The sequence below is a fragment of the Streptomyces sp. NBC_00091 genome (assembly GCF_026343185.1).
Lineage (GTDB): Bacteria > Actinomycetota > Actinomycetes > Streptomycetales > Streptomycetaceae > Streptomyces.
This window is the reverse complement of sequence record NZ_JAPEMA010000001.1, coordinates 1,816,397-1,829,578: the sequence shown is the minus strand read 5'-3', so window position 1 is coordinate 1,829,578 and position 13,182 is coordinate 1,816,397. Positions and strand designations below refer to the sequence as shown.

The following is a 13,182-nucleotide window of genomic DNA, read 5'->3' as shown; positions in this document are numbered from 1 at the left end:
CCTTCCCGCGCGTGTGGGGGCTACCCGGTGGCTACATGGCGCCCAGTTGCCGCATCAGGCCCATGGCGTCGTAGTGCCACCAGCCTTCCTTGATCATTCCGTCCTGACATCGGAAGACCGTGGTGCCGGTCATCGTGCAGGTCTTGCCGGTCGGGGCGATGCCCATGAACTCGCCCTTGTGCTTGCCGGTCCAGGTCCACAGGGTGGTGACGTGGTCGTCCTGTGCCATCTGGGCGTCCTTCGTGAAGCTGAAGTCGAAGGCGCTCCGCCACATCTCCGTGTCCTCGCGGATGGCCGCGTAACCGGTCTTGTCCACCGGGTTGCTGATGTCGTGGTCCTGGTAGTCCGCCGCGAAGATCTCCTCGATGACGGACATGTCGCCCTTCATCGCGATCTCGTCGTACATCCGGTTCACCATCAGGGTGTTGAGGTGCTCGTCGCGGACGACGTCGAGGTTGGTGAAGGTCGGCATCCCGTCGCAGAGCGCCATCATCTCCTTGAACATTCGGTCCGTCTCCGGGAGGCTCGAGTTCTTCATGGCCTCCTCGTACGAGGGGAACTCGACCACGTCCACGTAGTGGTTCTCGGACTCGCGGTCCCTGCCCACCATGCTGTGGGTCACCGTGCGCTTCCCCTGGCTCTGCGCGACGTACTTGTCGAGGAGCGCGTTCAGGGCCTCGGGTTGCTTGGTCTCGTAATCGACTATCTGTACGAATGTCATGGTGTCTCCCGGGCTGGATGGGGCACATCCAGTCTAGGGAGAAACCACCCATTCAGCCCGGTTTGTCATTGGGGCCCGTACTTGCGCCCCGTACGGGAGGACACGCCGCCGAGCAGCCCGCGCGGGGTCAGCTTCACCACGCCCATCAGCGCCTTGTAGCGGGGGTCCGGGATCGACACCGTCTTGCCGCGCGCCAGGTCGGCCAGCGCCGCGGACACCAGCTTGTCCGCGTCGAGCCACAGCCAGCCGGGGATGTTGTCGGTGCCCATGCCGGCCCGCTCGTGGAACTCGGTCCGCACGAAGCCGGGGCACAGGGCCATCAGGCGCACCCCGGACCCGCCGAGGTCCCGCGCCGCGCCCTGGGTGAACTGCACGACCCAGGCCTTGCTGGCGCCGTAGGTGCCGCGCGGGACGAACGCCGCCACCGAGGCCACGTTGATGACCCCGCCGCGGCCGCGCGACCGCATCGACTCCGTCGCCGCCGAGGTCAGCCGCAGCACCGCCTCGATGTGCACCTTCAGCATGGTCAGCTCGTCGGCCAGGGAGACCTCGAGGTAGCGGCCCTTGTTGCCGAAGCCCGCGTTGTTGACCAGCAGGTCCACCGGGTGCCTGCGGTCCCCGAGGCGGGTCTCGACGGCCTTGATGCCCTCCTCCGTGGACAGGTCGGCGGCCAGCACCTCGGCCTCGATGCCGTGCCGGTCGTGGAGTTCGGTGGCCTGCTCGGCCAGCCGCTCGGTGTTGCGGGCCACCAGTACGAGGTTGTGGCCCTGGGAGGCGAGCCGCCGGGCGAAGGCGGCGCCGATGCCCGCCGTGGATCCAGTGATCAGCGCAGTCGTCATGTGCGCAAAATAGCCGCCCGCGTCAGCTCCCGTACGTCCGCAGGTACGCGCGTACGATCCCGTGAGCCGCCGGCTCCGTGGCGTCACCGGCGGCCCGGGTGCGGGCCGGGCCGTTTCCCAAAGCGGCGGCGGGATATTGGCGCTCCAGTCAAAGCCGGTCTTATGCTCGAAGGGTGATTGAGGCACGCCACCTCCGGATCCTGCGCGCTGTCGCCGGGACCGGTTCCTTCTCCGCCGCCGCCCGCGAGCTCGGCTGCACCCAGCCCGCCGTATCCCAGCAGATGAAGGCCCTCGAGCAGTCGGCCGGCACCCCGCTGCTGGTGCGCGCCGGCCGCGAGATGCGGCTGACCCAGGCGGGTGAGGCCCTGGTGCGGCACGCCGCCGGGATCCTGGCCGGGCTGACGGCCGCCGAGGAGGAGGTCGCGGCCATCGCCGGGCTGCGCGCCGGCCGGGTCCGGCTCGTCTCCTTCCCGAGCGGCAGCTCCACCCTGGTGCCGACCGCGCTCGCGGCGATGCGGGCCGAGCACCCGGGTACGCGGATCTCGCTCGTCGAGGCGGAGCCGCCGCGGTCGGTGGAGATGCTGCGCGAGGGCGACTGCGATGTGGCGCTGGCCTTCCGCTACGGCGGTGACGGCCCCGCGGCCGGGAGCGCGGCCGAGTGGGAGGACCTGGTCGTCACCCCGCTGCTGACCGACCGGCTCGTCGGGCTGGTTCCCGAGGGGCACCGGCTGGCGGGCGCCGAGCGGGTGGGCATGGCCGAGCTGGCCGACGAGCCCTGGATCGCGGGCTGTCCGCGCTGCCGCCGCCACCTGGTGGAGGTGTGCGAGGGGGCGGGCTTCACCCCGCGGATCGACTTCGCCACCGACGACTACCCGGCCGTGGTCGGGCTGGTCGGGGCGGGGCTGGGGGTCGCGGTGCTGCCGGAGCTGGCGGTGGAGTCCGTACGGGCGAAGGGCGTGAGCACCCTGGCCGTGGAGCCGGCCGTGGAGCGGGAGGTCGTGGCGCTGACCCTGCCGGACCTGGCGCGCGTACCGGCGGTGGCGGCGACCCTGGGCGAGCTGGTGCGGGCCGCCACGCGCTGACCGTACGGGGGCGTACGGCCGGACGGGTGACGGCCCGGACCTGAGTCGTGGCGACACGCCCGGGAGCGCGCGCGAATCGGAGGAAACGTTCCTTCGGATGCTCGTTCGGTTGGTTCGGTGGGGTCCGGCCGGCCGTCAGTGCGGAGCGATGGGGCCGATCGTGCTGGAGGCCGGGATCAGCCGATGCCTTGCGCGGCCCATCAGTTCCTCGCGTTCGTCCTCGGTGAGGCCTCCCCACACCCCGTAGGGCTCGCGGACGGCGAGTGCGTGCGCGGCGCATTCCGAGCGCACCGGGCAGCGCATGCAGACCTCTTTAGCCGAGGCCTCGCGCGCACTCCTGGCCGCGCCCCGCTCGCCTTCCGGGTGGAAGAAGAGGGAGCTGTCGACTCCGCGGCAGGCGGCCAGCAGCTGCCAGTCCCAGAGGTCGGCGTTCGGTCCGGGGAGGCGGGAGAAATCTGCCATTGGTAGTCCCTCTTGGTGCCGGTACTGAGGCGGATACGGTCCATGTCTCCACACCTACTGTCGTAGTAGATGTAAATATGACTCATTGGGAATCTAGCCTCAGACACATGGCAAACGGAAGGAAAGCCGCCAAATAGGGCATAGCTCCAGATGGAGGACAGATGGCTCGTGGCTCCAGCGCGGTGATCGCTTCCTCACGTAGAGTGCCGAAGGTGTCCGTCCGACCCGTAACTCTTTCGAGTGACCATCGTTGAGAGAGCGAGTGCGGTTGAAACGAGAAGTTCCCGGACAGGTGTCCGAGAGCATCGACCGCACAGGTGACGATACGTACCAGCCTGGAGGCTCAAGGTGACGCGCATCAGCAGCTGCGGAGGGCGGTCATGACTTCCGTCCTCGTCTGCGACGACTCCCCGCTTGCCCGAGAGGCGCTCCGTCGCGCGGTTGCCACCGTGCCCGGCGTCGAGCGTGTGACGACGGCTGCCAACGGCGAGGAAGTCCTCCGCCGCTGGGGTGCCGACCGCTCCGACCTGATTCTGATGGATGTACGCATGCCGGGGCTGGGCGGTGTCGAGACGGTCCGCCGGCTCCTGTCCGCCGACCCGGGTGCCCGCATCATCATGCTGACGGTCGCCGAGGACCTGGACGGCGTGGCCCTCGCGGTCGCCGCCGGCGCCCGTGGCTACCTGCACAAGGACGCCTCGCGCGCCGAACTGCGGGCCACGGTCACCCAGGCCCTCGCCGACCCCACCTGGAGGCTGGCCCCCCGCCGGCTCCGCTCGGCCGAGATGGGGGCCGCCCCCACCCTGACCGCGCGCGAGATCCAGGTACTGGAGGGCATGAGCCACGGCCGGTCCAACGCGGAGATCGGGCGCGAGCTCTTCCTCTCCGAGGACACGGTCAAGACCCACGCCCGCAGGCTCTTCAAGAAGCTCGGTGCCTCCGACCGGGCGCACGCCGTGGCGCTCGGCTTCCGCTGGGGCCTCGTCCGCTGACCGCGAGAGGGGCGGCCGGCGCGCCGGAGCGGTCCCGTCCGCCACCGGCGGGCGGGGCGGCAGGCGCCCGCCGGCGGCGCCGGTACGTCCGTCCCGCCGCACCCGGTGTTCCGCCGGGGATTGGCGGGGCACAATCCGGGGGACGTGTCGCTTCGGGCGCGATGCCGCATCCTTGATGGTGTGCCGCATTCTTGGAGAGGTCGAGTCCTCCGGACGACGATTCGGGCCGAGCGGAGGGGAGGGCGCAAATGATGAGTTCCGGCGCACCCGCTCATAACGCTTCGATGCACAACACGGACCACGGTGCCGCGAACGCTCCGGCGCCAAGGCACCATGGATTGATGCGCGACGACGAGGCCCTGGGGTCACCAGCGGCCACAGCCCCCACCGGCGCCGCAAAAAGCGGCAACGCCGGGGCTGTCGGCGCGCTCGTACGCCGTGCCGTCGAGGGGGACGAGCAGGCCACGCACGATCTCCTGGCCTTCGTGCACCCCCTCGCCATCCGCTACTGCCGCACCAGACTGTCGCGGCTCCCGGGTGATGCTCGTCACTTCGTGGAAGACCTCGCGCAGGAGGTCTGCGTCGCCGTCCTGATGGCGCTGCCCCGCTACCGGGACACCGGCCGCCCCTTCGAGGCCTTCGTCTTCGCCATCGCCGCGCACAAGGTCGCGGACCTCCAGCGGGCCGCCATGCGGCATCCGGGGAGCACGGCCGTCCCCTCGGACGAGATGCCGGAGCGGCCGGACGACTCGCTGGGCCCGGAGGAGCGCGCCCTGCTCAGCAGTGACGCCGCCTGGGCCAAGAAGCTCCTCGCGAACCTGCCGGAGAACCAGCGCGAGCTGCTCGTCCTGCGGGTGGCCGTCGGGCTGACCGCGGAGGAGACCGGCCAGATGCTCGGCATGTCCCCGGGCGCCGTACGGGTCGCCCAGCACCGGGCGCTCAGCCGGCTGCGCGCCCTCGCCGAGCAGTGACCACCGCCGTCGGCGGCGCGTCCCCTTTCGCACCATTTTCTGTCGTAGGAAACGACGAAACTTCTGGTTGACCTTGGTCGTGGAATGAGACGCGTCGGGATCCCGTTAGCATGGACATCCGCGCTGAGCAAGACCATTGGGAAGGTGTCATGACCGCCGACGGAGTGCCCGACAAATTCGCCACGCTCGGACTGACCTACGACGACGTGCTGCTGCTGCCGGGCGCGTCGGACATGGCTCCGGACGAGATCGACACCTCTTCCCTCATCTCGCGCAACGTCCGCGTGAACGTTCCGCTGCTGTCCGCGGCCATGGACAAGGTCACCGAGGCCCGCATGGCCATCGCGATGGCCCGCCAGGGCGGCGTCGGCGTACTGCACCGCAACCTCTCCATCGCCGACCAGGCCAACCAGGTCGACCTGGTCAAGCGCTCCGAGTCCGGCATGGTCACCGACCCCATCACGGTGCACCCGGACGCGACGCTGCGCGAGGCCGACGAGCTGTGCGCCAAGTTCCGCATCTCCGGCGTCCCGGTCACCGACCCGGCCGGCAAGCTGCTCGGCATCGTCACCAACCGCGACATGGCCTTCGAGTCGGACCGCAGCCGCCAGGTGCGCGAGGTCATGACCCCGATGCCGCTGGTCACGGGCAAGGTCGGCATCTCCGGCGTGGACGCCATGGAGCTGCTGCGCCGCCACAAGATCGAGAAGCTGCCGTTGGTCGACGACGCGGGCATCCTCAAGGGCCTCATCACGGTCAAGGACTTCGTCAAGGCCGAGAAGTACCCGAACGCCGCCAAGGACAAGGAAGGCCGCCTCCTCGTCGGCGCGGCCGTCGGCGTCGCCGGCGACGCGTACGAGCGCGCCCAGGCCCTGATCGAGGCGGGCGCCGACTTCATCGTCGTCGACACCGCCCACGGCCACTCCCGCCTGGTCGGCGACATGGTCTCCAAGATCAAGTCCAACTCCGGCGTGGACGTCATCGGCGGCAACGTCGCCACCCGCGACGGCGCCCAGTCGCTGATCGACGCCGGCTGCGACGGCATCAAGGTCGGCGTCGGCCCCGGCTCCATCTGCACCACCCGCGTCGTCGCCGGCATCGGCGTCCCGCAGGTCACCGCGATCTACGAGGCCTCGCTGGCCGCCAAGGCCGCGGGCGTCCCCGTCATCGGCGACGGCGGCCTCCAGTACTCCGGCGACATCGCCAAGGCCCTGGTCGCGGGCGCCGACACCGTGATGCTCGGCTCGCTGCTCGCGGGCTGCGAGGAGTCCCCGGGCGAGCTGCTCTTCATCAACGGCAAGCAGTTCAAGTCGTACCGCGGCATGGGTTCGCTCGGCGCGATGCAGTCCCGCGGCGACCAGCGCTCCTTCTCCAAGGACCGCTACTTCCAGGAGGGCGTGGGCGGCGACGACAAGCTGATCCCCGAGGGCATCGAGGGCCAGGTCCCCTACCGCGGCCCGCTCTCCGCGGTCGTCCACCAGCTGGTCGGCGGCCTGCGCCAGTCGATGTTCTACGTCGGCGGCCGTACCGTCCCCGAGCTCCAGGACCGGGGCCGCTTCGTCCGGATCACCTCGGCGGGCCTCAAGGAGAGCCACCCGCACGACATCCAGATGACGGTGGAAGCACCGAACTACTCCCGCAAGGGCTGAGTGGCGCAAGGCTGAAGGGGCGGGCCCGGGTGGGCCCGCCCCTTCGCCGTGCCCGCCCCCGTGAAGGCCCGCGCTCGTCCGTACAGCGGTCACCGGAACGCGGGCGCCCGGGGTTCGGGGATACTGGACGGGCAGACCCAGAGGAAAGGCCACCACACGTGACTGAGATCGAGATCGGGCGCGGCAAGCGCGGCCGCAGGGCGTACGCGTTCGACGACATCGCCATCGTCCCGAGCCGGCGTACCCGGGACCCGAAGGAGGTCTCGATCGCCTGGCAGATCGACGCGTACCGCTTCGAGCTCCCCTTCCTGGCCGCCCCCATGGACTCGGTCGTCTCCCCGCAGACCGCGATCCGCATCGGCGAGCTCGGCGGCCTCGGCGTGCTGAACCTCGAAGGCCTGTGGACCCGCTACGAGGACCCGCAGCCGCTGCTCGACGAGATCGCGGAGCTGGACGAGGAGTCCGCCACCCGCCGTCTCCAGGAGATCTACTCCGCGCCCATCCAGGCGGACCTGATCCGGCAGCGCATCAAGGAGGTGCGCGACTCGGGCGTCGTCACCGCCGCCGCGCTGTCCCCGCAGCGCACCGCCGAGTTCTCCAAGGCCGTCGTCGAGGCGGGCGTGGACATCTTCGTGATCCGCGGCACCACCGTGTCGGCGGAGCACGTCTCCGGCGCCGCGGAGCCGCTGAACCTCAAGCAGTTCATCTACGAGCTCGACGTGCCGGTCATCGTCGGCGGCTGTGCCACCTACACCGCGGCCCTGCACCTGATGCGCACCGGCGCCGCGGGCGTCCTGGTCGGCTTCGGCGGCGGCGCCGCGCACACCACGCGCAACGTGCTCGGCATCCAGGTCCCGATGGCCACCGCCGTCGCCGACGTGGCCGCGGCCCGCCGCGACTACATGGACGAGTCCGGCGGCCGGTACGTGCACGTCATCGCCGACGGCGGCGTGGGCTGGTCCGGCGACATCCCGAAGGCCGTGGCCTGCGGCGCGGACGCCGTGATGATGGGCTCCCCGCTGGCCCGCGCCACCGACGCGCCGGGCAAGGGCAACCACTGGGGCATGGAGGCCGTCCACGAGGACGTGCCGCGCGGCAAGAAGGTGAACCTCGGCACGGTCGGCACCACCGAGGAGATCCTCACCGGCCCGTCGCACACCCCGGACGGCTCGATGAACATCTTCGGCGCGCTGCGCCGTTCGATGGCCACCACCGGCTACAGCGAGCTCAAGGAGTTCCAGCGGGTCGAGGTCACGATCGCGGACTCGCAGCACCGCCGCTGAGTTTTTTCATTGCGTACGCCGGAGGGCCGGCACCCCACTCGGGGTGCCGGCCCTCCGGCGTACGCGGGCGCCCGCTCAGTCGCTGGCCTTCTTGGCCGCGCCGAAGGCGACGAAGGCGCCGATGCCGAAGAAGACGAAGGACATGAAGTCCGTGGCCTTCTTCCAGACGTCGTTCAGGCCCGCGACGCCGACCTTGTCGAGCACATCGACCACACCGACGTTGGCGATCTCGGCCGTCATGAGCGCGATGTAGAACATCTGCCCGAGGTAGACGGCGCCGAGCGCGAGCACGGCGGCGACCACGGGCAGGACCGGGTTGCGGCCGCCGATCTTTCCGGCGGCCAGGCCCACGAGCAGGCCGACGCCGACCGCGGCGTAGCCGACCTCGCGGTCGATGGCGTTCATGATGCCGCCGTACGCCGCCGCCGCGATCAGGGCCGCCACGACGGCGGCCACGATGCCGAGGCCGACATTGCCCCTGCGGGCCGGGGCCGGGGCGGGGGCCTCGGTGTACGGCGAGGGCGCGGGCGGCTGGAAGTTCTGGCTCATTGGGAAATCCCCCCCAGGGATTCGGGCGCACGGGTGCCCGTGGGGCGTAAGTGCGAGATAAGTGACGCCGCAGGCTAGCAGGGTGCGGCGCCGTCCGAGAGGGGATTTCGATCGGGTGATCGGACCGGGATCGCGTCGTGACCTGGGGTGGCGGCCCGTGGGGCGTCAGAGGCGGTGGGCCGCGCCGGCCGGGCTGGCGCCGCGGGTGTCCAGCAGCAGCTGGGCCTTCACCGCCAGGCCCTGGAGGTCGTACGTGCGGTGGTGCTGGAGCAGGATCGTCAGATCGGCGTTCGCGGCGGCCTCGTACAGCGAATCGGCACGCGGCACGGGCTGGTCGCGGACCCGCCAGCCCGCGATGTACGGGTCGTGGTAGCTGATCAGGGCCCCGAGGTCGAGGAGCCGGCTGGCGATCTCGCGGGCCGGTGAGCCCTCCTGGTCGGCGAGGTCGGGCTTGTAGGTGACGCCCAGGAGGAGGACGCGGGCGCCGCGCGCGGACTTGCCGTGCTCGTTCAGCAGGGTGGCGCAGCGCTGGATGACGTACTGCGGCATCCGGTTGTTGATCTCCTGCGCCAGGCCGACCATGCGCAGGGGGTGGCCGGGGGTGCGGGTGGTGTGGGGGAGGTAGTTGGGGTCGAGGGGGACGCCGTGGCCGCCGACGCCGGGGCCGGGGCGGAAGGCCTGGAACCCGTACGGCTTGGTCTCGGCGCAGCGGATGACGTCCCACAGGTCGACGCCGAGGTCGTGGCAGAGGACGGCCATCTCGTTCATCAGGGCGATGTTGACGTGCCGGTAGTTGGTCTCGAGGAGCTGGACCGTCTCGGCCTCTCGCAGGCCGCGGGCGCGGACGACCTTCTCGGTGAGCCGGGCGTAGAAGGCGTGCGCCGACTCGGTGCAGGCGGGGGTGAGGCCGCCGATCACCTTGGGGGTGTTGGCGATGGTGTGGGTGCGGTTGCCGGGGTCGAGGCGGCTGGGGGAGTAGGCCAGGTGGAAGTCGCGCCCGGCGCGCAGCCCGGACCCCTCCTCCAGGATGGGCCGCAGGTAGTCCTCGGTGACGCCCGGGTGGGCGGCGGACTCGAGGATCACGGTGGTGTGCGGGCGCAGCCGGGCCGCGAGGGTGCGGCCCGCCTCGCCGACGGCGTCGAGGTCGAGCGCGCGGTCGGCGCCGAGCTGGGTGGGGGCGCAGATGACGGCGGTGCGGACCCGGCCGAGCTCGACGGGGTTGGTGGTGACCCGGAAGCCGGCCGCCGACATCCGGCGGATCTCGGCGGCGGTGAGGGTGCTGTCCGTCGCGGGGCCGCTGTCGTAGCCGACGGTCTCGATTCCGGCGGCGACGGCCGCCTGGGCGAGGGGGAGGCCTAGGTGGCCGAGTCCGATGACGGCGAGATCTGCGGGCATGGGGGGCCGTCCCTTCCCTTCCCTGGCATGCATGAGGGGGCGGTGCGCGCAAGTCCTGTGGACGACTGGAGCTGGCGCAATGTCAGACTAGGCGTATATATGACAGATATGTCGCATTGTGAGGTGGTGGTCGCGCTTGTGTTGTCCACAGGCGGTGGCTGATGTCGGTGCGGCCGGTCAGAATCTGAAGTGGGAGATGTGAGCGGGATCACCCGCATCGAGCGGGTACGGCCCGCGCCAACGGGAGGCAGCCGTGAGGACAGCGACACTGGGACCGGCGCAGCGCGCGGAGGCGCTCGCCCGGATGGCCGAGCGGGAACTGGACGTGCTGGTCGTAGGCGCGGGCGTGGTCGGCGCGGGCACCGCGCTCGACGCGGTGACCAGAGGCCTCTCGACCGGGCTGGTGGAGGCGCGTGACTGGGCGTCGGGGACGTCCAGCCGCTCGAGCAAACTCATCCACGGCGGGCTGCGGTACCTGGAGATGCTCGACTTCGCCCTCGTACGGGAGGCGCTGAAGGAGCGCGGGCTGCTGCTGGAGCGGCTCGCCCCGCACCTGGTGAAGCCGGTGCCCTTCCTGTACCCGCTCCAGCACAAGGGCTGGGAGCGGTTCTACGCCGGCTCGGGCGTGGCCCTGTACGACGCGATGTCGGTCTCCAGCGGCCACGGGCGCGGACTGCCCACCCACCGGCACCTCTCGCGCAGAAGGGCGCTGCGCATCGCGCCGGCGCTGCGCAAGGACGCGCTGGTGGGCGCCCTGCAGTACTACGACGCCCAGATGGACGACGCGCGCTACGTCGCCACGCTGGTGCGGACGGCCGCGGTGTACGGGGCGCACTGCGCCAACCGGGCGAGGGTGGTCGGCTTCCTGCGCGAGGGCGAGCGGGTGGTCGGGGCGAAGGTGCGCGATGTGGAGGGCGGGGGAGAGTACGAGATCCGCGCCAAGCAGGTCGTGAACGCCACCGGGGTGTGGACGGACGACACCCAGGCGCTGATCGGGGAGCGCGGGCAGTTCCACGTACGGGCCTCGAAGGGGATCCACCTGGTCGTCCCGAAGGACCGGATCCACTCCAGCACGGGGCTGATCCTGCGGACCGAGAAGTCGGTGCTGTTCGTGATCCCGTGGGGGCGGCACTGGATCGTGGGGACCACGGACACCGACTGGGACCTGGACAAGGCGCACCCGGCGGCGTCGAGCGCGGACATCGACTACCTGCTGGAGCACGTGAACTCGGTACTGGCGGTACCGCTGACGCGGGACGACGTCCAGGGCGTCTACGCGGGCCTGCGGCCGCTGCTGGCCGGGGAGTCGGACGCGACGAGCAAGCTCTCGCGCGAGCACACGGTGGCCCATCCGGTGCCGGGTCTGGTGGTGGTGGCGGGCGGCAAGTACACGACGTACCGGGTCATGGCGAAGGACGCGGTCGACGAGGCGGTGCACGGGCTGGACCAGCGGGTCGCGGCGTGCGTGACGGAGGACGTGCCGCTGGTGGGGGCCGAGGGCTACCGCGCCCTGTGGAACGGCCGGGCCCGCATCGCCGCGCGGACGGGACTCCATGTGGTGCGGGTGGAACACCTGTTGAACCGGTACGGATCGCTGACGGAGGAACTGCTCGACCTGATCGCGGCCGACCCTGGACTGGGGGAACCGCTGTCCGGGGCGGACGACTACCTGCGCGCGGAGATCGTCTACGCGGCCTCCCACGAGGGGGCCCGGCACCTGGACGACGTGCTGACGCGGCGGACCCGGATCTCGATCGAGACCTTCGACCGGGGGACCAGATCGGCGCGCGAGTGCGCGGAACTGATGGCTCCGGTACTGGGCTGGGACAAGCAGCACATCGAGAAGGAAGTGGAGCACTACGAGAAGCGGGTGCAGGCGGAGCGGGAATCGCAACGCCAGCCGGACGACCAGACGGCGGACGCGGCCCGGCTGGGGGCGCCCGACATCGTTCCGTTTTGACATCCTCCCCTTGGTGAGCGGGGATTCCTACCTCACACTGCCTGGTGGACCGGCGGTCCGTCAGGTCTTCCACGATCAACGGTAGCCGGGTTGAGACCTGCCCGGACCAGCATCACGCGCGCGGAGTTCTTGTCCCTAGGGGAGACGGCTCCGCATGCGGTGCACGTGTAGGTACGTTCCGACAGCGGTAGTGCGTGCTTGGTTCTCGCTCCGCAGTTTCCGCAGTCCATGGTGGTGTACGCGGGATCCACGAGGCGCAGGTCGCGTCCGTGTTTGCGCGCCATGTTGAGCAGCTCATGTTTGACAGTTGAGATCGCAGCGTCGGCCGCCTTGCGCGCCATGGTCGACTTTGCGAGGAACTTGGGGCGGAAGTCCTCCACAGCAAGCAGGTCGAAGTCCCTCACGACCTGCTTGGCCCACTTGCGTGCGGTGTCCTGACGCTGCCGGGCGGTCTTCTTGTGGGCCTTGGCGGCCTGCCGTTTCGCCTTCCGGTAACCCGTCGAGGAGGCTTGGCCGCGCTTGGGCTTCCGGCGGGCCATCATCCGCTGGTAGCCGGCCAGTTTCCCGGCCGATTGCTTCCCATGTTCGGGATGTGGGAGGTCGTGAGCGTCGCTCGTGGTGGTCGCGGTCTCCTTGACACCCCAGTCGACACCGATCGCCGCACCGGTCGCTGGTAGCGGCTGCACGTGCGCCTGGACGACAAAGGACGCGTACCAGTGGCCAAGGTTGTCACGGTAGACGCGCACACTGGAGGGGGCGCACGGCAGCTCCCGCGACCACACCACCGTCAGCGAAATTCCGCCCGCCAGGTAGAGACGGCCATCCCTCAACCGGAACCCGCACTTTGTGTAGTTCAGCGTCGGATCCGTCAGCTCCTTCCTCTTGAACCGGGGCATTCCCGCACGCCGCCGCACCGGCAGCCGGGCCTTGATGTCCTTTAACGCCTTGGCCCGCGATGCGGCGAAGTCACGGATGACCTGCTGCTGCGGCACACTCCCGCCCATGCGCAGCCACTCACGCCCTGCACGCCAGTCGGTCAGCTTCTTGCACAGCACGGCCGGACCACACTTTTCCCCAGCCTTGTACGCCACCTTGGACTCGGCAACGCACTGATTCCACACCCACCGACACCGGTCCCACTCGGAGAGCAGAGCCGACCGGGCGGCAGACGATACGCGCAGCCGGAAGGTGTACCGGGCGTGCCCAGCCTCCCTGAGTACCGCCAATGCCGTCATGGAGTCAACCTAGGAGCCTGGGCCCTGCTTCGCCCCGAAACTCG

At 70.4% G+C, this 13,182-nt stretch carries 12 protein-coding genes; 6 read left to right on the top strand and 6 right to left on the bottom strand.

Annotated elements, in window-relative coordinates:
- Window positions 1–31: 31 nt before the first annotated feature.
- Both OOK34_RS08050 and OOK34_RS08045 read right to left on the bottom strand, forming a co-directional pair.
- On the bottom strand, window positions 32–721 hold the full coding sequence (locus OOK34_RS08050; protein ID WP_267033191.1) for an ester cyclase: 690 nt from the start codon (window positions 719–721) through the stop codon (window positions 32–34).
- Window positions 722–786: 65 nt separating this feature from the next.
- Window positions 787–1,560: an SDR family oxidoreductase gene (locus OOK34_RS08045; protein ID WP_267033190.1), complete on the bottom strand. Its 774-nt coding sequence runs from the start codon at window positions 1,558–1,560 to the stop codon at window positions 787–789.
- A 173-nt stretch (window positions 1,561–1,733) separates the two neighbouring features.
- Here OOK34_RS08045 and OOK34_RS08040 point away from each other — a divergent pair, with 173 nt between their 5' ends.
- Entirely contained in the window at window positions 1,734–2,642 is a 909-nt protein-coding gene (locus OOK34_RS08040) for a LysR family transcriptional regulator (RefSeq protein ID WP_267033189.1), read from the top strand.
- A gap of 135 nt (window positions 2,643–2,777) precedes the next feature.
- Here OOK34_RS08040 and OOK34_RS08035 read toward each other — a convergent pair whose 3' ends face one another.
- Window positions 2,778–3,104: a WhiB family transcriptional regulator gene (locus tag OOK34_RS08035; protein ID WP_030230767.1), complete on the bottom strand. Its 327-nt coding sequence runs from the start codon at window positions 3,102–3,104 to the stop codon at window positions 2,778–2,780.
- A gap of 380 nt (window positions 3,105–3,484) precedes the next feature.
- Between OOK34_RS08035 and OOK34_RS08030 the strand changes: the two genes are divergently transcribed.
- The 4 genes from OOK34_RS08030 to OOK34_RS08015 all read left to right on the top strand — a co-directional run bounded on the left by OOK34_RS08030 (window position 3,485) and on the right by OOK34_RS08015 (window position 7,999).
- Window positions 3,485–4,096 carry a response regulator transcription factor gene (locus OOK34_RS08030; RefSeq protein WP_003948568.1) on the top strand — a complete coding sequence of 204 codons (612 nt, stop codon included), beginning with the start codon at window positions 3,485–3,487 and terminating at the stop codon, window positions 4,094–4,096.
- A gap of 341 nt (window positions 4,097–4,437) precedes the next feature.
- Window positions 4,438–5,067: a sigma-70 family RNA polymerase sigma factor gene (locus tag OOK34_RS08025; protein ID WP_267033188.1), complete on the top strand. Its 630-nt coding sequence runs from the start codon at window positions 4,438–4,440 to the stop codon at window positions 5,065–5,067.
- A gap of 149 nt (window positions 5,068–5,216) precedes the next feature.
- Window positions 5,217–6,716 (top strand): IMP dehydrogenase, encoded by a 1,500-nt coding sequence (guaB, locus tag OOK34_RS08020; protein WP_267033187.1) that lies wholly within the window; start codon window positions 5,217–5,219, stop codon window positions 6,714–6,716.
- Window positions 6,717–6,874: 158 nt separating this feature from the next.
- Window positions 6,875–7,999, top strand: a complete 1,125-nt coding sequence (locus OOK34_RS08015) for a GuaB3 family IMP dehydrogenase-related protein (protein WP_267033186.1) — start codon at window positions 6,875–6,877, stop codon at window positions 7,997–7,999.
- Window positions 8,000–8,074: 75 nt separating this feature from the next.
- Here the strand turns inward: OOK34_RS08015 and OOK34_RS08010 are convergent, their stop codons facing one another.
- Together OOK34_RS08010 and OOK34_RS08005 are read right to left on the bottom strand one after the other, a co-directional pair.
- Window positions 8,075–8,548 (bottom strand): hypothetical protein, encoded by a 474-nt coding sequence (locus OOK34_RS08010; RefSeq protein WP_267033185.1) that lies wholly within the window; start codon window positions 8,546–8,548, stop codon window positions 8,075–8,077.
- Between the two features lie 165 nt (window positions 8,549–8,713).
- Entirely contained in the window at window positions 8,714–9,943 is a 1,230-nt protein-coding gene (locus OOK34_RS08005) for a nucleotide sugar dehydrogenase (protein WP_267033184.1), read from the bottom strand.
- Window positions 9,944–10,196: 253 nt separating this feature from the next.
- Here OOK34_RS08005 and OOK34_RS08000 point away from each other — a divergent pair, with 253 nt between their 5' ends.
- Window positions 10,197–11,903 (top strand): glycerol-3-phosphate dehydrogenase/oxidase, encoded by a 1,707-nt coding sequence (locus OOK34_RS08000; protein WP_267033183.1) that lies wholly within the window; start codon window positions 10,197–10,199, stop codon window positions 11,901–11,903.
- Window positions 11,904–11,935: 32 nt separating this feature from the next.
- On the opposite strand, the gene OOK34_RS07995 is transcribed toward OOK34_RS08000, so the two are convergent.
- Entirely contained in the window at window positions 11,936–13,138 is a 1,203-nt protein-coding gene (locus OOK34_RS07995) for a transposase (protein ID WP_267033182.1), read from the bottom strand.
- Window positions 13,139–13,182: the final 44 nt, after the last annotated feature.